We start from the raw sequence: 20,749 nt of genomic DNA on the forward strand, positions 1-20,749 counted from the left end.
ATTTGTCGGTACTAATTGGCGCGATTAGGTCTTCGTTTTTTAACGGCTAAGCGTGCTCGGTAGCGCAGTGTCATAAGGCACAGGCCTAATGCGGTTAACAAAAGTGCCCAAGGATTGTTGATCGGTAGTGACGTGCCGCCAGCGGCTGCGCCACCAACGCCAATAGGGTCGACCAGCATGCCATCGACATCAGTGCTATCGCCTAGGCTACCATCGACCAACGCAAAATGAATATATTCATCCGCCTTATTAATAGTAACGCCGGGAGGGGTATACCAAGTTGCAGGGCCGGCAAAATTAGGCGCTTGAGGCCCGTATTTACTGACAAGGGTAGCTTGGTTTATGTGTCCGCCGGGTAGGTGCAACTCAATCGAAGAGCTTGCGCAAGTTATCGCAAAGTCTGCTAAACCGTCAGGATAGAGGGCATCGCTTCCACCTAGGCTCGAGGCGCTGACCATGGTAAATCGATCAAGGGTGCATCCAGCATCAAATACCAGCGAGACAGGTAATCCAGTAACGGGGCTGATAATGCTCGCCACATTGGCTTGGATTGCATCGAGAATTCCATCTTGGTTGACGTCGCCAAGAGGCCCTTCATCGGCCGTTAAGAGTCCATCTCCATCGGGATCGGTTTCGATAGCATTAGATAAGGTTAGATCGCGCGCAATTCCAGGTTGATACACGCTTAGCAAGACTTGTGCGCCAGTGTCTGAGTAAGTGCTTCCAGTGAGAGTGTATTGCACGGGGGTACTTGCGGTGTGGTATAGCTGTGCTGTGGCGGATGCTGGAACTGTCGTATTTACGGTAAAGCTGCAACTGGTGTTTGCTGCAAGACTCGCATTACTTAACTGTACTGTGCGGTTACCACTAATGATATTTACGCTGGAGCCGATGCCGCAGGCTGGATCTGGCGTGACGGGGAGGCTGGCGGTCATTCCCGGTAGTAACGTGTTTAGATCCAGTGAAAGGCTGATATTGCTCAGCGGTTCGCTGCCGCTCGGATTCGTCAGAGTAAATTGCACTGTGGCGGTGTCGCTTGCTACATAAGGCATATCGAGAAAGGTGATCTCGGTGTTGATTCCCGGAAGCGTTATAGCACTGGCTGTTAACAGACTTTCGGTGGCATAACTTGCCGATGTGGCCGTTACTATGGTTTCTCCAAAAGCATAGGTTCCGGGGGGCGAGTTGCTGGGGATAATGGCATCCACAGTAAAGCGGCAGCTTTCATTGCCAGCTAATGTTGCACCACTCAACATTAATACACTGCTACCTGTTAGCGATCCGTTACACGCACTGGATGGCACATTGATAGCTGTTAAGCCTGGCATGACAGCATCAAGACTTAGAGAAAAGCCAATATTGCTATAAGCATGCTGCACGTCTTGGTCGGGAAGGCTGGTCTCTGCTCCAGAGCCTAAATCAAACGTTAGTTGAATGCTATCGCCGGGGGCGACGACATCGCTAGAGGGCGTAATCGATGCATGTACACCACTGATAATATTGAGAGTGTTAGGCTCGATTCGTATTGCTTGACCGTCCACGCCATCACGGGAAAAGGTAGCGTTATCGCTTCCAGTTGAAAGGTGGTTATCACCGACATTAGGTAAAATATCCATGTCGACATCAAAGCTACAGGAAGAATTTGGGGCCACAATCAAATTGGTGGCACGTAAGTAATTGTTACCATAGCTATCTACCTGTGAAGAGAATGTCGATGCTCCGCCACACGTGCCATTGGCTGGCAGGTTGATGGGATAGCTAAAAACGGCTTGTGGTAGAAACTCGTCAAACTCGATGTTCGTAGCTCCTGCTGACGGACTTGGGTTTGTGAGTGTGAATGTGAGAGTTGTCGAACCTCCACTGCCGGTGGTGGTGGGTGAGAAGGTTTTGCTAAGCGTCAAGCGATCACTGATCGTAAGGCTTCGAGAGGCTACTGTTGCCGTACTTACTACACTGTTGATCGTGGCGCTCGGCGAGCTGATGACCAGTGGATAGTCACCTGCAGTTGCATTGGCCGGTGTGTTAAGTGTTGCTGTTAGCGTACAGCTGCCTCCTGGTGCTAACTGCGCGCCGCTTAGGTTGAGGCTTTGTGTGCCGGTAAACGATCCTCCACAGTCAGAGGCATCTAAGTTATTTGCAATAAGTCCGGTAAGGCTCGACTCCAAGTCTACAGTTAAGGTTAAATTGTTGGCAGCAAACTCACGGTTTGTATTGCTCAGTAATAATTCTAAGGTTGTGGTGCTACTGGGCGTTACAGTGTCGGGCATTAATGCTGGTCGGGCGTGTAAACTTGATGCGGTGCTTGTAATTCCCGTTGCGGAAAATCCTAATTCGATAGAAGGATAGTTGTTGTTGCTGGCTAGAGCGCTGACTAGTGTAAAGGTGCCTGGCTGATTCACTTGCACTTTGGTGGTGATGGTACAGCTCGCACCCGCTGCTGCGACTTCAAAACCTGGGTTTGCGATTCCGTTTAGTCTAACGATGAAGTCGTCTTTCTCTGCGGTAAGGGTTTTTGTAGTGTAGCCACAGGTAGTTGTGGACTCATTACTAGCGGCAAACGTTATCCCTTTAGGTAGTGTATGCGAGAAGTCTAGGCCCACTAATGCGCTGCTGCCGGCACTGTTGTCAACCGTATAGGTGAGCGTTGCCTGACTGCCGGCGATGAGGGTGTTAGGTGAGGCGGTGAGCGAGACAATGGCTTGTGCTGCTATCGTTAAATCGTCACTGCTCGTGCCTGAGTTACCGCTGCTACTGGTTAAGTCGCCGCTGGTGTTGGTGAAACTCCCAATGGTCGAGCCAGTAACTAATGCGCTAAAAGTACAACTCTTACCAGCGCCTAAACGACCGCCGCTCAAGCTAATGGTGTTGCCTCCGTTGGGTGCGCTTGCTTGACCCATACAGCTGTTTTGCAGATCGCTGACATTGGCGACTGAAATACCGGCGGGCAGAGTGTTGGTAACGTTTAAGTTGGTTTCGGGCGTCAAACCAGTATTTTCAACAGTAAAGGTTAGACGGCTAAGACCTCCCTGGCCAATAGTCGCGGGGGAAAAATCTTGGTTAAAATTGGCGGCAATGGCGTTTGGCATCGCACAGACCAAGGCTAAGCCTAATAATCGGTGAAAAAATTTCATAGTGTGGCTCATCTCAAATTGATCGGAACACATAGAGGTGCGTGTAGCTACGCTAATTAATTAGCCGTTTCTAGTTGCACTTTTAGCGCGTCGATTTGAGATTGTTGCTGCAAAGTGTAGAGGGTTAACTCTTCTACTTTTTGCAGTAATTGGACTTGAAATTCGGTCATGTTTAAGCCGTTAGCGCCAACTTCTGAAGCGGAGGGTATGCCGGGTAGATGGCGCTCGGTATGCAAATATTGCTGCAATTGCGCTAATGGCATCAGCGGGTAATCACTGGCAAACACGTAATCTGGAAACGTGGAGCCTGGGGTGCTGGCGGTAACGCTACCGGCGACGGTCAGATCGCCATTAGCGGCAATGCTGGCGACTTCGGTATTATCGATGGCAATCTTTAAGCCGTCTTCGTTGACGATGATATCCCATACGGTGGCTGGGAAGCCTTGTTCGGTCGATTGTTCAAGTCGAATGGCGGGGGAGTTACCGCTGGTTATATGAAGCGTTTGCTCTGGCGCATTGGTACCGATACCTACGGCGCCGGAATTATCGATAAATAGCGATGATTCGGGAGCCCCGCCCATAACGGTAAAAACTTCTTGGGATGTGGTGGCGTTCTCAATGGTGAAGTGGTTGCGACCACCGTTGGTGGTGTCGTTGGCTATTAGGCGCCAATCGGTCGACGGGAAACTGGCGCTGGCACTTGTATCGTTAAACAAAATTCGCAGGTTGTTTTCTTTAATTCTTACTGTGTCAAAATTAAAGGCTTCCCCGTTTACACAGTCTACCCCGACACAGAGGCTGCCATCGATGATCGCGTCATCGAGCGTGACTTGATCGGCGTATACGGTGGTACTGAATAACATGGCAGATGCGAGTAATAAGAGTGAACGATTCATGATGAAGCCCCAAGAGTTAATTTTTGTTTGAATGGTGTGCAGTTTACTCGCTTTTTGTGGTATGCATCACAAAAAAATTGCGGCTATTTCTAATAATAAGCTTTACCAGATGCGTAATCGGCTGCCGTAGACGTGAATCGGGGGAGTTTAAGCTAAAGCGCTATTTACCTTATGTCGCAACAGGTATAAAGTGAACGTTTGTTCATTTTATACCTGTTCAGGGTTGGGTTGTATGTCTCAATGTGATTTAACCGGTAAAGCCGTCGATAAGCGTCGCGCCATTCTTGATGCGACTTTAAGTCTGTTGTCGGAGCGTGGCTTTCATGGGTTTTCTATAAAGCAACTAGCTGAGCGCGCAGGTGTTGCGGCAGGGACTATCTATCTTTACTTTAAAGATCGCGATGACCTAATTGGTAAGTTGCATGACGATGTGATCCGCGAGATCGCGGCCAATGCATTTGCAGAGCATGATACTAGTGAACCATTGGCCGATCAGTTACGGTTAATTTTACGGAATGTTTGGCGTTTTGGCATGGTACGTCCCAACGCCATGCTTACTAAGGGTCAGTTTGATCACTTGCCGCCAGATATCTTGCGCAGCCGCCGCGATGCTGCCCATGAAGTATTTCTACCGTTTCTAACGCTGCTTAATAGTGGCCGCACAAGTGGTCAGATTAAAGACTTACCTGATGAGGTGTTAGTCGCTCTGTGCTTCGACCCGCTGTGCTCTATGATTAGTCAGCATCATTTAAACCTTATCCGTATTACCGACGCCGAGCTTGAGCGAATACTCGATGCTACCTGGGATGCGATTTCCAGCTAGCGCTGCAAAGAAACGTCAAGCTTACGCCTTGAGGGCGTAAGTCGCTTGTAAATGAACGTTTATTCATATTTAATTGCCGCCATGTTAACTGCGTGCTATCTGGGCGATATGCCTCGTTTCACGCCATTTAAGGAGTTGTAGATGTCGTCCTTTTTACCGAAAAAATTCCCTTTGTGGGTAATGTTGGTCACGCTGGTTGGCCTTGCGGCCTGCGAGTCTAAATCACCTGATGGTGCGGCCAGTGCGGGTGCACCACCTGCTACCGAAGTAACTGTGGTGACGCTGCAAGAGCAAACGGTTGCGTTAAGCAATACTTTGCCTGGCCGCACAGTTGCCTATCGTAAGGCTGAGGTACGTCCACAGGTTACGGGTATTTTACAAAAACGATTATTTACTGAAGGTGCCCTTGTTGCAGAGGGGCAGCAGTTGTATCAAATAGATGCGGCGCGTTATGAAGCTGCTTTAGCCAATGCCAAAGCAGGATTGGCCCGAGCTAAAGCCAACCTGACCACGACTCAGGCAAGGGAAAAGCGTTATAAAAATTTGCTCGCCGACAAGGCTGTTAGTCAACAAGAATACGACGATGCTTTATCGGCTTTTGAGCAGGCTAAGGCCGATGTGGCTGTGAGCGAAGCTTCGGTACAAACGGCTGAGATTGATTTGCGTTACACCAAAGTAATGGCGCCTATTAGTGGGCGTATTGGTACGTCGGCGGTTACCGAAGGTGCTTTGGTGTCTGCAGGGCAGGCAACTGTTTTGGCGACCATCCAGCAACTCGACCCCATTTATGTGGATATGTCGGAATCAGCCGCCCGCGTGTTAGAGATGCGCCGGCAGTTGATGAGCGGGCGTGTTTCTCAGGAGCAGCAGCCTAAAGTCGTCTTAAACCTTGAAGGTGGCAACCAGTACGAGCATGAAGGTGAGTTGCAGTTTTCCGACGTAAGTGTTAACGAAACCACCGGTACGATTGTGTTGCGTGCCTTGTTTCCTAACCCCGACGCATTGCTTCTGCCCGGCATGTTTGTGCGAGCTACCGTTGATGAAGGCAAGCGTGACAGTACGGTATTGGTTCCTCAGCGTGGTGTAACACGTGATCGCGAAGGCAATGCTACCGCTTTGGTTGTGAATGCCGAGAGCAAAGTGGAAGTGCGCGAAATAAATGCAAGCCGCGCGGTTGGTAGTGATTGGCTGGTTGAGAGTGGTCTGGCCGCAGGCGATCAAGTGATAGTGACAGGTTTGCAAAAAGTTCGCCCCGGTGCGCCGGTTAAAGCCGTTGAAGCGGGTAGCGCTGAGGGAGAGTAATACCATGGCAAGATTCTTTATTGATCGCCCCGTTTTTGCCTGGGTGATCTCAATTATTATTATGTTGGCGGGTGTTTTGGCTATCGAAACCTTGCCGATCTCTCAATACCCTGATGTTGCGCCACCGGCGGTATCCATTCGCACTTCTTACCCTGGCGCATCGGCCAAGGTGGTCGAGGATTCAGTGGTACAGATTATTGAGCAAAACCTAACGGGTATTGATAACGTTCAGTATTTGTCATCGACCAGCGATTCATCGGGAACGGGTGAGATTACCGTAACCTTTGATGCCGGTACCGACCCTGATATTGCTCAAGTGCAAGTACAAAATAAATTGCAAGGGGCTATGCCTTTGTTACCGCAAGAAGTGCAGCAGCAGGGGATTCGCGTTACTAAATCCTCGGCTGGCTTCTTAATGGTATTGGGCTTTGTCTCTAGCGATAGTAGTTTAGATAAGTATGACATTGCCGACTATGTGGCTGCGAATGTGAGTGAGCCTCTCAGCCGTGTCAATGGTGTGGGTAGTATCCAAATTTTTGGTTCGCAGTACGCGATGCGCATTTGGCTTAACGCCGATAAACTTGCCACCTACAAAATGACAACTACCGATGTGGTTTCGGCGATTCGTGCGCAAAACGTGCAAATTGCCGCCGGTGAACTTGGCGGCGCGCCGGCATTACCAGGACAAGATATTAACGCCAGTATTGTGGTGCAAACTCGCCTTGAAACACCTGATGAGTTTCGCCGTATTTTATTGCGAGTCAATGAAGATGGCTCGCAGGTACGATTGGGGGATTTGGCACGGGTTGAGCTTGGGGGTGAAAATTATCAATTTCAAACCGAATATAATGGCAAGTCCGCTACCGGTTTAGCGATCACTCTGGCCTCTGGTGCTAACGCGCTAGAAACAGCCGAGAGCGTACGCGAGCGCATTGCCGAACTAAAACCCTTTTTTCCTGCCAGTTTAGAAGTGGCTTACCCTTTTGATACGACACCGTTCGTTAAGTTGTCGATCGAGGGCGTGGTACATACCCTAATAGAAGCCATTGTGTTGGTGTTTTTGGTGATGTATTTGTTCTTGCAGAACTTTCGCGCCACCTTGATTCCAACCATTGCGGTACCTGTGGTGCTACTGGGAACATTTGCCATCTTGGAGGCGTTTGGCTATAGCATCAATACCTTAACTATGTTCGGCATGGTATTGGCTATCGGGTTGTTGGTGGATGATGCCATTGTAGTGGTCGAGAATGTCGAGCGAGTTATGCACGAAGACAAACTCTCTCCGCGCGAGGCAACCCGTAAGTCTATGGGGCAAATTACCGGGGCATTGGTGGGTATCGCCTTGGTGTTGTCCGCGGTATTTGTACCGATGGCTTTCTTTGGCGGCTCCACCGGTGTTATCTATCGTCAGTTTTCCATTACCGTGGTATCGGCGATGACACTGTCGGTGATTGTTGCCTTAACACTGACGCCCGCATTGTGCGCGACATTGCTTAAGCCTGTTGACCCTGATCATCACCAAAAGCGTGGTTTTTTTGGTTGGTTTAACCGTTCATTTGATCGTTCGGCCGATGGTTATCAGCGCAGCGTTAGCCATATTGTTAAGCGTACCGGTCGTTACATGGCGATTTATGTGGCCATTGTGGTGGTGTTGGTGTTGTTGTTTGGTCGCTTGCCTGGCTCGTTCTTGCCGGATGAAGATCAGGGTATTATGTTTACCCAAATGACCTTGCCGGTTGGCTCTACTAAAGAGCGTTCGATAGAAGTTATGAACGATGTAGAGGAGTATTACTTAAGTCAGACCGATACGGTTGAATCTGTATTCTCAGTGATTGGTTTTAGTTTTAGCGGTCGAGGCCAAAATAATGGTATCGCGTTTGTAAAAATGAAAGATTGGTCTGAACGCACGGAGGAAGGTCAAGATGTTCAGTCTGTGGCCGGACGTGCTATGGGCTATTTTATGACGATAAAAGAGGCGATGGTTTTCGCCTTTGTACCGCCCTCTATTATTCAGTTAGGTACGGCTACAGGTTTTAACTTACAGCTGAAAGATCTTGGCGGGGTAGGCCACGAAGCCTTAATGGATGCCCGAAATCAATTGCTGGGTATGGCTGGACAAGAACAATCATTGATGGGTGTGCGCCCCAATGGTCAAGAAGATACACCGCAATTTAAACTCGATATTGATATGGAAAAAGCGTCGGCGCTTGGAGTGCCGATTAGCGAAATTAACAGTGTGTTCTCTACCGCGTGGGCCGCGTCTTACGTTAATGATTTTATCGATCAAAGTCGTATTAAGCGGGTATACGTACAAGGTGACGCCGAGTTTCGGATGATGCCAGATGACGTAGGTAGTTGGTATGTGCGTAATGCCAGTGGCGAGATGGTGCCGTTCTCTGCTTTCTCGACTGGACGTTGGGTATATGGATCGCCACGACTTGAGCGTTATAACGGTGTGTCGTCGGTTAACATTCAAGGGCAGGGCGCTCCAGGCGTTAGTTCGGGTGATGCGATGGACTTGATGGAACAGCTCGCCGCCAAGTTGCCTCCGGGTATCGGCTTTGAGTGGACCGGTATGTCACTGCAAGAACGTGAATCGGGCGACCAAGCGCCAGCGCTTTATGCTCTTTCTATATTGGTGGTGTTCTTATGTCTGGCAGCGTTGTACGAGAGTTGGTCAGTGCCTATCTCTGTACTGCTGGTGATTCCGTTGGGGGTACTCGGGGCCGTGTTGTTTGCCATGAGTCGAGGCTTGTCTAACGATGTTTACTTTCAGGTGGGATTGTTGACGACGGTCGGCTTGTCGGCAAAAAATGCCATCCTTATTGTGGAGTTTGCTAAGTCACTGTATGAAGATGGACTGGGTTTGATTGAGGCGACTATTGAAGCGGTAAGAATGCGCTTACGCCCGATTATTATGACCTCTCTGGCATTTGGCTTGGGCGTTACTCCGCTGTTTTTGGCGTCGGGCGCAGGCTCTGGTGCACAGAATGCCATTGGTACGGCGGTATTAGGTGGTATCGTGTTTGCTACCTTCCTAGCTATATTCTTTGTGCCTTTGTTTTTTGTGGTAGTGTTTAAATTTGCTCACCGCTTGACGGGCAATAAATCAGAAGTAAAAGCAGAGTCGTAAAGCTCTGTTGCAGAAAATAAAAACGGCGACATTTGTGTCGCCGTTTTTTTATGTCTGGCAATTGGTGTTGCCTTGTACGATTAGCTATTAATATTTAAATACTGTTGGAACTGAGCCGCTAAATTTTTATAGGCTTGAGTGAATTCTGCAAACTCGCTAGGAATATTATCCCAGCTCTTTTCTTTTGCACTGCGCTCAAGCTTGGCGGCACAAGCCTGTAAAACAGCGCCATGCAGCTGGCCGGCACTGCCCTTAATTGAGTGTGCAATAAGCACTAGCTGTTCTGAGTCTTGTTGTTGGTACGCATGTTGAGCCGATGCTAAATGGTTGGGTAGTTGCTGACAAAATAAATTAAGAACATTTTTCAGAATGTCATCCCGATTAAATAAACTGGTTAAGGCTTTAGCTTGATCCCAGATAACCGGTGCGGTGGTTTGGGTGAGAGCCTGCGGCAGAGATTGTTCGGTGTGAGTTCGCTCGGGAGTAATCCAGCGGTCGATTGCCAGCCATAATAATTGGGTCTCGATAGGTTTACTTAAGTAGTCATTCATACCCTCGCGTAAACAGTGTTCGCGATCCCCTTCTATGGCATTTGCGGTTAAAGCGATAATAGGGATTCCCTGATTTTTCTTGCCCGCTTCGCCGGCGCGGATACGCCGCGTTGCTTCAAAACCATCCATCTCGGGCATCTGACAATCCATTAAAACTAAGTTGTAATCGCGATCTTTTTGAGTGTTCTTTAACGCATTAATAGCCTCTAAGCCGTTGCTGGCGTGATCAGCCTCAAGCTTTAACTCTTGTAGCATCAATAGGGCAACCTCTTGGTTAATAAGGTTGTCCTCTACTAATAAAATACGGGTGTGTTCAGGCCAAGTGTGATTTTCTTTAACCAGTGCGGCCTGAGTGTTGCCACTATTTGAATTGGAGGTCGTGAGCGCTCCGCCGTGATCGTTTACTGTTGTTAGTAGTTGCAATAACCCTCTGGTAGTGGTTGGTTTATACAGAATTTGATCGAAGTCGTGCTTCTCTGGCTCTTGATCTATACCACACATAAGTACAGTTTGACGGAACGGCTTTGGCTTAGAATCTTGCGGTAGGGTTGGTAAGGTATGCTCATTGAATGTCCGATCGATAATGAGCAGATCGATCGGCTTGTTGTTTTTTAGGTGTTGCTGCTGACACAGGTGCAATGCAGCTGACTGAGTTGGCTCTGCATAAAACTTTGCGCCCCAGTCAGTAAGCTGCCGAGTTAGTGCGTTGATCATATCGAGATTTTCACTGACTAAAACAATCTGGGTATTGCTTTTAGCAAGCGAAGGGGCGTTGTAAGTAGAGATTGTGCCGGTTTGTAATTGTACCGAGAAGCTAAAGCAACTGCCTTTGTTGGGGGTGCTGCTAGCATTGATCTCGCCCCCCATAAGAGTGCAGAGCTTTTTACAGATGGCAAGTCCTAAGCCGGTGCCTCCATACTGCCGGGTGGTGGAGGCATCCTCTTGAACAAAAGGCTCAAACAGAGAATTTATTTTGCTCTCTGAAATACCAATGCCGCTATCGCAAACGCTGGCGCTGAATTTAATGCCGGTATTGGTTTTTTTCGTGGCGCACTGAAGAATGATGTTGCCGCTAGGGGTAAACTTAATGGCATTACTTAGCAGGTTGGTTAGAACTTGTTTTAGCCGGCCGGCGTCACCTTTGACGTCACTGACGTTGACGTCGGTTAGATCGATAATAAATTCGAGTCCTTTCTCTTGCGCACGCAAAGCAAAAATATGGCTAAAGCCATCGATGACTTCGCGTAAATTAAAGTCGGTTGATTCTAATAAAAATTTACCGGCCTCGACTTTTGAAAAATCTAAAATGTCATTGATAAGACTTAAGAGCGATTCGGCGCTTATTTTTGCAATGTTAATTTTATGCTGATCTTCCTCATTAATGTTAGACCTTTTAAGCATGTTTAACATGCCTAGTACACCGTTCATGGGGGTGCGTATCTCGTGGCTCATCATGGCGAGAAATTCACTTTTAGCCGCGGCAGCAGCAACGGCACTATTTTTAGCTTTTCTCAGTGACTCTTCGTTAATTTTACGCTCATGAATGTCTTGGAATGACCCGTACAAGCGGATGCATTTACCGTCAACAAGTTTTGCTGTTCCGGTTGTGCATACCCAGCGCTCATTGCCTTTGGCGGTAATTATTTGTAATTCATCGCTCCATGATTCGCCGTCATTTATAGCTTTTTCAATGCGTTTTTGTATGAGTGTGCGGCTTCGTCCTTCTTTATAAAAGTTGATACCTTCAGTCATCAGCGGGGTGTAATCGTCCTCCACCTCATGAATGCTTCTGGTTATTTTTGACCAGTAAATCGTTTGCAGTACTGTGTCTACTTCCCATGCGCCAATATTTGCTTGCTCGCTCATAGATTCTAGCATTTGCTGTTGGCGTAACAGCCGATCTTCGTAGGCTTGTTGTTCGGTGATGTTTTCGGCTATCGACCAGATATATTGCCGGCCTTGATTGTCGCGTATAAACATACCATTTAAGCGTACCGGAACCTGGCTGCCGTCAGGGCGAATGAACTCTGTTTTGTAGGGGCCGTAACGGCCAGTTTTAAGCAGTGTTTGTTGTTTTTGATCGCTATTTGCCTGGCTTGGGGGCGTTAGAGGTTTAGTTGGCAAGGTTTTTATATTTTGTGCTTTACAACCGTTTAACGCGAGCATCGCGGAGTTGGCTTTTAGGCACAGCCCAGTTTGGGCATCGATTAACGAGATGCCTAATGGCGATAAATCAAACAGCGCTTGTAGTTGTTGTTGTTGCTCACGGCGCTTTTGTTGTAAGTAGATAATCCATAGGGTTGGCAGTAGAGTAATAATAATAAGTAACGCCGTAGCGTAGCGTATTAGTGGGGCGTTATCGGCGTTTTTAGGCCAGCCGGCTTTGGGTTTTGCGGCTATTTCCCAATAACCTCCGGGCAGCTCGACTTTGGTTATTACTGATGCAGCGGTTTGGTTAAACAGTGCCGGGTTACCGTAAAATACATCACCTTTACTGCCAAGACCGTCTTTGCCACGAATAGCAATATCCAGTGTCTCACTCGCTTGTAGTAGACCACTGGCTTGGTAGTATTTGTCTAGATCAATGACCGCGGAAATTAATCCCCAAAGTCTTTTATCTCCAGCGGGGGTATCAATAATAACCGGAATTCGGCCGATTAAGCCCTGTCCGCCTTGCATTAGATCTATTGGCCCAGCAACTGTCATACGGCCAGTTTCGAGCGCCTGTAGCGCGGCTTTTGTCTGTCCTTTTTGGGTGCGGTAATTTAGCCCTAGAGCCGCGCGATTGTCTTCGAGAGGGTAGATAAGTTTAATCACAAGGTTGGGAGCTGCGCCAATATTACGCAGTAGAGTCTGCCCAGAAAATAAGTGTTTGGCGTATTGCGCGTACGTGTCTTGGTCGATATCGGGGTTAATTTGTAGGGTGGGGATGAGTCCCTGAGCCGCAAGGAGGTTGCCGGTTAGGTTGCCTTCTAGCTTGGCTCTTACTAAACCTAAAGCGTCTTGTACTTGGTCGCGCTGCTGCAGAATGTAATTTTGGTTGTTGAGATTGCCAACGTAATAACCGCCCGTCGCAATAGAGGCGATAATAACGAGCGTAGCCAATAGATAGGGAATTTGCCCTCGAAGATGCAATCCGCGTAATTCTGGCTGAAAAGCTGTACTTTTGGTCTGCGCCTGGTGCATGTGTTCTCCGTAACTCGGCCTAAGCTTTAAGCTTACAGCAACTATAACGGAAATACCTGTTAACCGGCAGTGGTGGTTTTAGTGGGATATGATTGGATGGCTTAGCGGCCAGTTTGTTATATCAATGGGCTTATGGCCCATAAAAAAGGCCGGTCGCAAAGCGGCCGGCCGGAGAGGTTAAAGCTTATAAAGCCAATTAATCTGCCAGTACAAACACGGCGGTAGTTAATGCCGGTACGGTTAATTGATTCGCCGTAACGCTGGCACTGGCGGTAACGGCATCGGCGGAGTTTTGTTGGATAGGGTGCAATTGCCAGTCGCCGTCGATGGGGCTGGCAATAACTTGCTCGGTATTGCTGGGGTTAAACACTACCACTACGTTGGCGTATTGGTTGTCCAGTTCTTGGTGGTCACTTAGGCTCATGACGATAAGGCCCGGCACTTGGTTGGGGCCGGTGTTGTGAAACGCTAAGTTCGACTCGACTTGTGCGGCCGTGGTTAGACGAAACAGCGGTGAGCTGTGACGAATGGCTAACCACTCTTTAAACACTGATTGGGCTAGGGCAATATCAGCGGCATCTGGGTTGGCGTTGGCATCGGCAATAATCTGACCAATCAGGTTATAGTTGGCGCTGTCTTTGTCCTCCCGTGGCAAGCCAACATTCCAGTTGTTACTCTGGCCGGTAAAGTCGACGCGATTAAACCAATCGCCCGAGTCGTAGCTGTCGCGCTCCATCGATTTAGAGCGCAGCAAATCAACCCCCATATGAATAAACGGAATACCCTGCGCCAGCATCGGCACACTGAGCGAGAAGTTATGCATCCGCGCGCGCTCGGTGCTGCTCATATCGCTGGCGGCTTTGTACATTAAGTTATCCCACAGGGTTTGATTGTCGTGCTTAGAGATGTAATTAATGCTTTCTTGTGGGTCGGCGGTGTAGCCGGCTTTTAAATCAAAGTAGGGGACTTCGCCACCGGTCACTTGATTGCCGTTGCGATCGGTTAGCGGGTAACTGCTAAGGCTGCCGGCTAAGTTTACGCGCAGGCGATCGGTTAAGCCTATTAAGTTGTCCGCTTCGCTATCCGCGCCTGAGTTGAAGTTGTTGGGGTAGTAGTACAAACCGCTGCCGTAACCTTGGTTGGCACGCAAGCTATCGCCACCATCAAAGGGCGCACCACCGCGCACGGCATCGCGGATGCGATCATTAAAACTGCCCACGCCGGTGCCGGCCATATTCACTTGAATGGCGTTGACACCGCGGCGATTGCTGATGACTTCGCCAAAGTTCCAGCCTTCGCCGTAAAAATAAGAGTCGGGGTCAACGGCTTTAACGGCATCTTGTGCGGCGATAATATTGCGACGCATATGGTGGCCCATTAAATCAAACCGGAAACCATCGATTTTATAATCACGCGCCCATACCACCAGTGAGTCGATCATGAGTTTTTCCATCATGTCGTGTTCGCTGGCAGTGTTGTCGCAACAGCTAGAAGTTTCTACCGCGCCGGACAGTTCATTGCGGCGATGGTAGTAACCGGGCACCAGTTTATCCAGCACTGATTTGTCCCATAGGCCCGAGGAGTTGGTGTGGTTGTACACCACATCCATCACCACCCGTAGGTTTAGCTCGTGCAGGGCTTGAACCATGGCGCGAAACTCGCGGATGGCCGTAAAATCGTCGTTGCTGGTGGCGTAGCTGCCCTCGGGGGCGGTGTAGTGGTAAGGGTCGTACCCCCAGTTGAATGAATCAAGGCCGCGCAGCTCACCCACTAACGCTTGGGCAGCGGTACTGGCTGGGTCAAATTCGGCCAATACAGCCGCTAACGTTTTACTGTTATCGGCGTTGCCGCAGACGCTGGCACTGGCGTTTAGGGCACATAAATCGGCTACTGTATCGCTAATATCAACGCGCTTGCTTGGGTCTTCATTGACGGTGGCGATATCAAAGGTTGGCAGTAAATGAATCGTGTTAAGGCCTGCCTGTTGCAGCTCGGTTAAATGTTTAACCGGTGCGCTGTCGGTGTCGGTAAAGGCTAAATATTTACCTCTATGGGCTGCTGGGGTACTGGTATCTAACGCCGAAAAGTCACGAATATGCACTTCGTAAATCACGCTGTCTTCTGGGGCGGCTAACGCCGGTACCGTGTGGCCACTCCAGCTGGCTGAGTAAGTATCGGCGCGATTTAAATCAACCACTTGAGTGAGGCTGCCGTTTTGCGACAGATTAAGTGCGTAAGGATCGGTAGTGGTAACACGCTCGATTTGATCGCTTAAATAGTGGTACACATCGGCTTGGTAGCGGTAGTACTCGCCGTGCATATCGCGATTGACTACGGTGCTCCAAACGCCTTTAGCGCTGCGAGTTAACGCAAACTCACTGGTGGGGGTTGTCGTGTTGGCGGTGGCAAAGGTTTGCAGGGTGACCGCTTGCGCGGTGGGTGCCCAAACCGCAAAGTGAGTTTTGCCGTTAATAGTGTGTGCACCTAATGCATCATCGGTGGCGTAGTATGCATCCAGCGCCCCTTGGATCTGTACGCTGGTCGCTTTAATTAATGTGCCATCTGCATCTAACGCAGCGGCGACTAACTCGCCCGCAAGAACAGTGTCTATGGCGAGCTCGGCGGTGGGGATTTGCCAAGCGCTCCAATTGGCCAAGTGTGGAAACTTCTCGGCGCTGGCGCTGCTGATGGTCGCGCTGGTTAAGGAAATGGCGGAGCCTCCGCTAATAGCGCCATCGGTTAAGCTAATGGCGCCGCTGGGGTCACTGAACAATTGCACCTGAGCGGTATCTTCAGGTGTGTCCCACAGTAAGGTGTTGCTATCTACCCAATGGGCGGCGTAGCCACTTAGGGTGGCTTGGGCGGGGCCGGCTTCACCGCTGTAGGTAATGGCACTGCTGCCGTGTTGGGTAAAGGCAATATTGCCTTGGGTTAAATCCATCACCGCATCGGCATCGCCAAGGGCTTTGTCGTCGGCGTTGTGCACAATAAAATTAAAGCAGCCGCCAGGCTGATTTAAATCGAGAATGTAAAATGCCCCGCGCTCTGAGTCGATTCCGTCGGGTTGTTTGGGGGCATCCCAGGTCACGCCGTTAAAACTGTTATCCGCCAGTGCGTTGCAGTCGCCGCCGTTCCAGAGGTGTAAGCCCCAGCCGTCGTACTCGGTATCGCTGCGCTTATAAAAAATAGCGGCTTGGCTATCGCTTAGGGTAAATGGCAGCGGAGTTTCATTGCTGGGATCTAAAGGATATTCAATATTGGCCGCGCCGTGTTGTGTTAGGGCAATAGCGCCACGGCTTAAATCAAACATGGCGTCGGCATCGCCCAAGGCTTTGTCGTCGCCTTTATGGACAATAAAATTAATGCAGCCACCGTCAGCGGCTGGAGCGTTTAAATCCAGCAGGTAGTAAGCGCCATAAGTGTCATCGATACCGTCGGCGGGCAAGGGGGCATCCCAAGTAATGGCAGCGGTGCTGGCATCGGCTAAGGCGCCACAGCTGTCATTGTTCCATAGGTGCAGCCCCCAGCCGTCGTACGCACCGTCGTCGCGGCGATAAAAGACAATGGCTTGATCATCTTTTAGGGTAACGGGTAGGGCAAAACTGGGCAGGCTGCTGGAGCTAGATTGACTGCTGCTGGAGCCGACCGATGAACTGGAGGCTGAGCTGGAGGTTGCCGGTGGGGTATCTGAGCCACCACCGCCGCCACAGGCGACGAGAACGGCAGAACTTAATAAACACGATAGGGTTAGGCGACGCATGGTTAACCTCTTGCTGATATTATGATTATTGGTAGGCCTGTTGGCGACTGACTAAAGAACGGCAGGCCAAACGTTTGTTATCAGCAGGAGAGTACGATAGCGGGAGAGGGGGGAGAAACTGCATACGTATACATAGGGGATGAATACGTATGCAATATTTTTACTTGCTGGACATTTAAGGTTTAAGTTTGTAACCGGTGCTAAATACCCAGGTGATGGCGGCAATACAGATGGCCATAAATAGCGCGATCATGCCTAAGCTAACGCCTACATGGACATCGGCGCTGCCGTAAAAGCTCCAGCGAAAGCCACTGACTAAATACACCACAGGGTTTAATAAAGTTACTTTTTGCCAAAACTCGGGCAGCATTGTAATTGAATAAAAAGTACCGCCTAAAAATGTTAGTGGTGCAATTACCATCATTGGAATAATTTGCAGCTGCTCAAAGCTATTTGCCCACAGGCCGATTAAAAACCCCAGCAAGCTAAATGTTAAGGCCGTTAATATTAAAAACATCAGCATCCACAGCGGATGCATAATTGAGTAGTCGACAAACAAGCGAGCGGTGAGCAAAATAATAAGCCCTAAAATAACCGATTTAGTGGCCGCCGCACCAACATAACCTATGACGATCTCGGCGCCCGATACCGGTGCCGATAATATCTCGTAAATACTACCGGTAAATTTGGGCATGTAAATTCCAAACGAGGCATTCGATGTGCTCTCGGTTAAAATGGTGAGCATTAATAAACCCGGTACAATAAACGCGCCGTAGCTAATGCCATCGATCTCGACAATGCGCGAACCAATGGCCGAGCCAAACACTATAAAGTACAGCGAGGTTGACAGCACCGGTGACGCAATCGACTGCATTATGGTGCGCCAAGCCCGGGCGAGTTCGTAACAGTAAATGGCTTTAATACCGTAATGGTTCATGCTTTTTCCTCCACCAGTGAGACAAAGATTTCTTCCAGAGAACTCTGGCGGGTTTGTAGATCTTGGTAATGGATGCCGGCGCTTTGCAGCTGCGCTAATAACTCAGATACGCCCGAGTCAGTCTCAGCGGTACTGTAGTGATAAATTAAGCTGGCACCGTCGTCGGCCAACTGTAAATCGTCACGCATCAGCTCGGTGGGTAACTGGGTAATAGGCTTGCTGAGCAGCACGGTTAAACTTTTTCGGCCCAGTTCGCGCATCAAAGCGTGTTTGTCTTCGACCAGCATTAATTTACCTTTGTTGATCACGCCGATGCGGTCGGCCATGTCTTCAGCTTCTTCGATGTAATGGGTGGTTAAAATAATCGTAACACCCTCGCCCCGCAGGCGTCGGATCATGGCCCACATCTCGCGTCTTAGCTCTACATCCACACCAGCGGTGGGTTCGTCTAAAAATAAAATTGTGGGTTGGTGCGCCAGCGCTTTGGCGATTAACACTCGACGCTTCATGCCGCCCGAGAGTGCCATAATGCGCGAATCTTTTTTCTCCCACAGCGACAGGTTTTTCAGCAACTGCTCAAGGTAGGCATCGTCCGGTGGGCAGCCAAACAAACCACGACTAAAGTGAACCGTGTTCCAGACACTGTCAAAAATATTGATGGACAGCTCTTGCGGCACCAAGCCGATTTGTTTACGCGCTTGGCGAAAATCGTTTTGCGTATCGTGGGAGTCGACCACGATGCGGCCAGCGGTGGCGTTAACGATGCCACAAATAATCCCGATAAGGGTGGTCTTGCCTGCGCCGTTGGGGCCAAGCAGCGCAAAGATCTCGCCGCGGCGGATGGATAAATTGATATTACTAAGAGCGTTAAACCCAGTGTCGTAGGTTTTGTCGACGCCCTCTAGAGTGAGAATATCTGACACGTGATCTCCTTGTATTTAGCGGTATTGCCATAGGCTCTAGAATATAGAGTTTATGGCCGTGGGGGTACCTGTGACCGGCTCAATACGGTGACGCCTAAGCACCGGCAGTAAAGTGTTGGCTTGCTCGTTAAGGTGTGCTCGGTAGTCGCGACAAAAACCGCGCCATAGCTGTTTCACCGATGGGGTGGGCATACTGCTGCGGGCTTGGCTGTTGGCCTTGCGGTGGGCAACACACTCTAAGCGATCGAGCGCGACGGCGAACTTTAGTTGACGATCTTCCAAGCGATTGGCCAAAACTGGGTCATACTCTTGTAAAAACGGGTAGTAGGCTTGGTCTTGGCGATCGGCAAATTGGCGCAGTTGCCAGACGCAGACGTTAACCCCCGTTTGTACTCGCTGAGCATCCAGCGCGCTCGCCTCGTTTAGTAGCTCGCTCAGTTGTCTTAAATAAGTGGTGATTGGCTCCGTGGTTATCGTGCGATTGGCCCCTAGCGGTGGGCGAGAGTGCTGGCGGCATACAAACATCATAAATCCTCCCTGTGATACGGATCTGTCGCGAGATTTAAGCCCGCAACCTGCAATGCAATATTTATGGGTTAGTCGAACAGAGGTTGCCGCGTTCGACATCAGTGGATAAAAATTGCATGCTACCGAGCATATACGACAGTTTATGACGTATAACTCGGCTAGCATGTCCCTCAATCATTCTATTTATTATTCTTTACGGTAATCGCCGTTGGTTTTGCACGGCCATGTGACAAAACTCAAGGAGACGCTATGGCCAATACTGCAACGCGCTTGTTAAATCTGATCATGCTGTTGCAGCGCGAGCCCAATACCCCGGCATCGCGCTTAGCCGAGGCGCTGGATGTATCGGTGCGCACGGTACAACGCTATATCACTATGCTGGAGGAAATGGGGGTGCCGGTGTATGCCGAGCGAGGTTCTCAGGGGGGGTACTCACTGGTGCGTGGTTATCGTATGCCGCCGCTGGTGCTATCGCCCGAAGAGGCGGTAGCGGTCTCGCTGGGCACCTCGGTGATCTCGGGGCTGTGGGGCAATCTGTTTCGTACCTCGGCCCAAAGCGCCATGACCAAGATCGCCAATGTGCTGCCCGAAGAACAATTGCGCGAGGTTCGCTGGGCGCAAGACAGTCTGTTAACTCGCGGCTTGCCTCGCGCTAATCCCAGCGTTAATGAGCCATCACTAGAAACACTTTATCAGGCCAGTCGCCGCCATCAGCAGCTGGATATTGTCTATCAAGGGCGAGGGCGCGTTCAGGCACAGTCGCGGCGTATCGATCCCTACGCGTTGATCTACAGCTGGGGGCAGCAGTACTGTGTTGCTTATTGCCATTTGCGCGGTGCCATGCGCTCGTTTCGGATCGATCGAATACTGTCGCTGCAAACTCTTGAATCGCACTTTGATAAGCCCACCGACTTTGATCCGAGTAAGTATTTAAATCAAGCAACCGATGACCGGCCGATGACCCGCGTGAGCTTGTTGTTTGCCGCAGAGCACGCCGATTTAGCTCGGGATTACGCCTGTTGCTGGGATACGCTTGAAGAGCGCGAAGATGGCAGTTGGTTGGCCGAATACAGCACCGCTGATTTGGATATGGCTCGCTGCCGAGTGATGAGCTTTGCCCCCAAAGCGCAGGTGCTGGGGCCGCCGGAGTTGATCGAGAAAATTCAACAAGCAGCGTTAGCAGTGCTTGCCCAGTACCCTCTGACATCGGCTGCTACTGGAGCGGTGCCGGTTAACCCTGCGTCGCCACAATTACCTCATAGTACTTCGTTAAACAGTTAAAGTGTCCCAGTAAAAGCTTTGAATATCGTGCTCGATAAGCTCATTATGGCCGTAGACCTTACTTGCGGATTAGGGCCGTTTATTTAATTAGCGCACATCAGATGCATCCAATAAACCAATGTGGCCGTAACTGTAACAAATACCGTATTTTGACGTCTTATTCATTAATCCCTATTTTAATGAGCACACACCACAGGATATAGCCGTTATGTTGATTAAACGCCCGCCTCGTATAGCGACCAGTGAGATCACCCCCGAGCCTATTTACCGAGCGCGGCGCCAATTTATGCAGCAGAGC

General features: G+C 49.8%; 11 protein-coding genes. 4 read left to right on the forward strand and 7 right to left on the reverse strand.

The features are described from left to right. Positions 1–11: 11 nt before the first annotated feature. A complete protein-coding gene (locus GILYN3_RS01350; protein WP_049721187.1) occupies positions 12–3,131 on the reverse strand; it encodes a DUF7933 domain-containing protein in 3,120 nt (1,039 codons plus the stop codon). A gap of 56 nt (positions 3,132–3,187) precedes the next feature. Continuing rightward, the gene (locus GILYN3_RS01355) at positions 3,188–4,027 is read right to left on the reverse strand and encodes a hypothetical protein (protein ID WP_049721188.1); all 840 of its coding nucleotides are present in this window, start codon (positions 4,025–4,027) and stop codon (positions 3,188–3,190) included. 232 nt (positions 4,028–4,259) lie between these two features. Between GILYN3_RS01355 and GILYN3_RS01360 the strand changes: the two genes are divergently transcribed. From GILYN3_RS01360 to GILYN3_RS01370, 3 genes are all read left to right on the forward strand, one after another. Beyond that, positions 4,260–4,850 carry a TetR/AcrR family transcriptional regulator gene (locus tag GILYN3_RS01360; RefSeq protein ID WP_084005006.1) on the forward strand — a complete coding sequence of 197 codons (591 nt, stop codon included), beginning with the start codon at positions 4,260–4,262 and terminating at the stop codon, positions 4,848–4,850. A 141-nt stretch (positions 4,851–4,991) separates the two neighbouring features. Then, on the forward strand, positions 4,992–6,152 hold the full coding sequence (locus GILYN3_RS01365) for an efflux RND transporter periplasmic adaptor subunit (protein WP_049721189.1): 1,161 nt from the start codon (positions 4,992–4,994) through the stop codon (positions 6,150–6,152). Between the two features lie 4 nt (positions 6,153–6,156). Continuing rightward, positions 6,157–9,285 carry an efflux RND transporter permease subunit gene (locus GILYN3_RS01370; protein WP_049721190.1) on the forward strand — a complete coding sequence of 1,043 codons (3,129 nt, stop codon included), beginning with the start codon at positions 6,157–6,159 and terminating at the stop codon, positions 9,283–9,285. A gap of 80 nt (positions 9,286–9,365) precedes the next feature. Here the strand turns inward: GILYN3_RS01370 and GILYN3_RS01375 are convergent, their stop codons facing one another. From GILYN3_RS01375 to GILYN3_RS01395, 5 genes are all read right to left on the reverse strand, one after another. Beyond that, positions 9,366–13,022, reverse strand: coding sequence for an ATP-binding protein (locus GILYN3_RS01375; protein ID WP_049721191.1), 3,657 nt, complete (start codon positions 13,020–13,022; stop codon positions 9,366–9,368). A 196-nt stretch (positions 13,023–13,218) separates the two neighbouring features. Next, a complete protein-coding gene (gene pulA / locus GILYN3_RS01380) occupies positions 13,219–16,782 on the reverse strand; it encodes a pullulanase-type alpha-1,6-glucosidase (RefSeq protein ID WP_084005008.1) in 3,564 nt (1,187 codons plus the stop codon). A gap of 175 nt (positions 16,783–16,957) precedes the next feature. Next, positions 16,958–17,719, reverse strand: coding sequence for an ABC transporter permease (locus tag GILYN3_RS01385; RefSeq protein ID WP_049721192.1), 762 nt, complete (start codon positions 17,717–17,719; stop codon positions 16,958–16,960). Continuing rightward, entirely contained in the window at positions 17,716–18,642 is a 927-nt protein-coding gene (locus tag GILYN3_RS01390; protein ID WP_049721193.1) for an ABC transporter ATP-binding protein, read from the reverse strand. The genes GILYN3_RS01385 and GILYN3_RS01390 overlap by 4 nt, the downstream gene beginning before the upstream one ends. Before the next feature lie 36 nt (positions 18,643–18,678). Continuing rightward, positions 18,679–19,170, reverse strand: coding sequence for a hypothetical protein (locus tag GILYN3_RS01395; RefSeq protein ID WP_157484826.1), 492 nt, complete (start codon positions 19,168–19,170; stop codon positions 18,679–18,681). A gap of 249 nt (positions 19,171–19,419) precedes the next feature. Between GILYN3_RS01395 and GILYN3_RS01400 the strand changes: the two genes are divergently transcribed. Further along, positions 19,420–20,451 (forward strand): helix-turn-helix transcriptional regulator, encoded by a 1,032-nt coding sequence (locus tag GILYN3_RS01400; RefSeq protein ID WP_049721195.1) that lies wholly within the window; start codon positions 19,420–19,422, stop codon positions 20,449–20,451. Positions 20,452–20,749 lie beyond the last annotated feature (298 nt).

The organism is Gilvimarinus polysaccharolyticus (genome assembly GCF_001187555.1).
Taxonomy (GTDB): domain Bacteria; phylum Pseudomonadota; class Gammaproteobacteria; order Pseudomonadales; family Cellvibrionaceae; genus Gilvimarinus; species Gilvimarinus polysaccharolyticus.

Bases quoted from the DNA above. Each gene is read 5' to 3' on its own strand.
- GILYN3_RS01350 (WP_049721187.1), bottom strand. From the start codon at position 3,131: ATGAAATTTTTTCACCGATTATTAGGCTTAGCCTTGGTCTGTGCGATG.
- GILYN3_RS01355 (WP_049721188.1), bottom strand. From the start codon at position 4,027: ATGAATCGTTCACTCTTATTACTCGCATCTGCCATGTTATTCAGTACC.
- GILYN3_RS01360 (WP_084005006.1), top strand. From the start codon at position 4,260: ATGTCTCAATGTGATTTAACCGGTAAAGCCGTCGATAAGCGTCGCGCC.
- GILYN3_RS01365 (WP_049721189.1), top strand. From the start codon at position 4,992: ATGTCGTCCTTTTTACCGAAAAAATTCCCTTTGTGGGTAATGTTGGTC.
- GILYN3_RS01370 (WP_049721190.1), top strand. From the start codon at position 6,157: ATGGCAAGATTCTTTATTGATCGCCCCGTTTTTGCCTGGGTGATCTCA.
- GILYN3_RS01375 (WP_049721191.1), bottom strand. From the start codon at position 13,022: ATGCACCAGGCGCAGACCAAAAGTACAGCTTTTCAGCCAGAATTACGC.
- pulA (WP_084005008.1), bottom strand. From the start codon at position 16,782: ATGCGTCGCCTAACCCTATCGTGTTTATTAAGTTCTGCCGTTCTCGTC.
- GILYN3_RS01385 (WP_049721192.1), bottom strand. From the start codon at position 17,719: ATGAACCATTACGGTATTAAAGCCATTTACTGTTACGAACTCGCCCGG.
- GILYN3_RS01395 (WP_157484826.1), bottom strand. From the start codon at position 19,170: ATGATGTTTGTATGCCGCCAGCACTCTCGCCCACCGCTAGGGGCCAAT.
- GILYN3_RS01400 (WP_049721195.1), top strand. From the start codon at position 19,420: ATGGCCAATACTGCAACGCGCTTGTTAAATCTGATCATGCTGTTGCAG.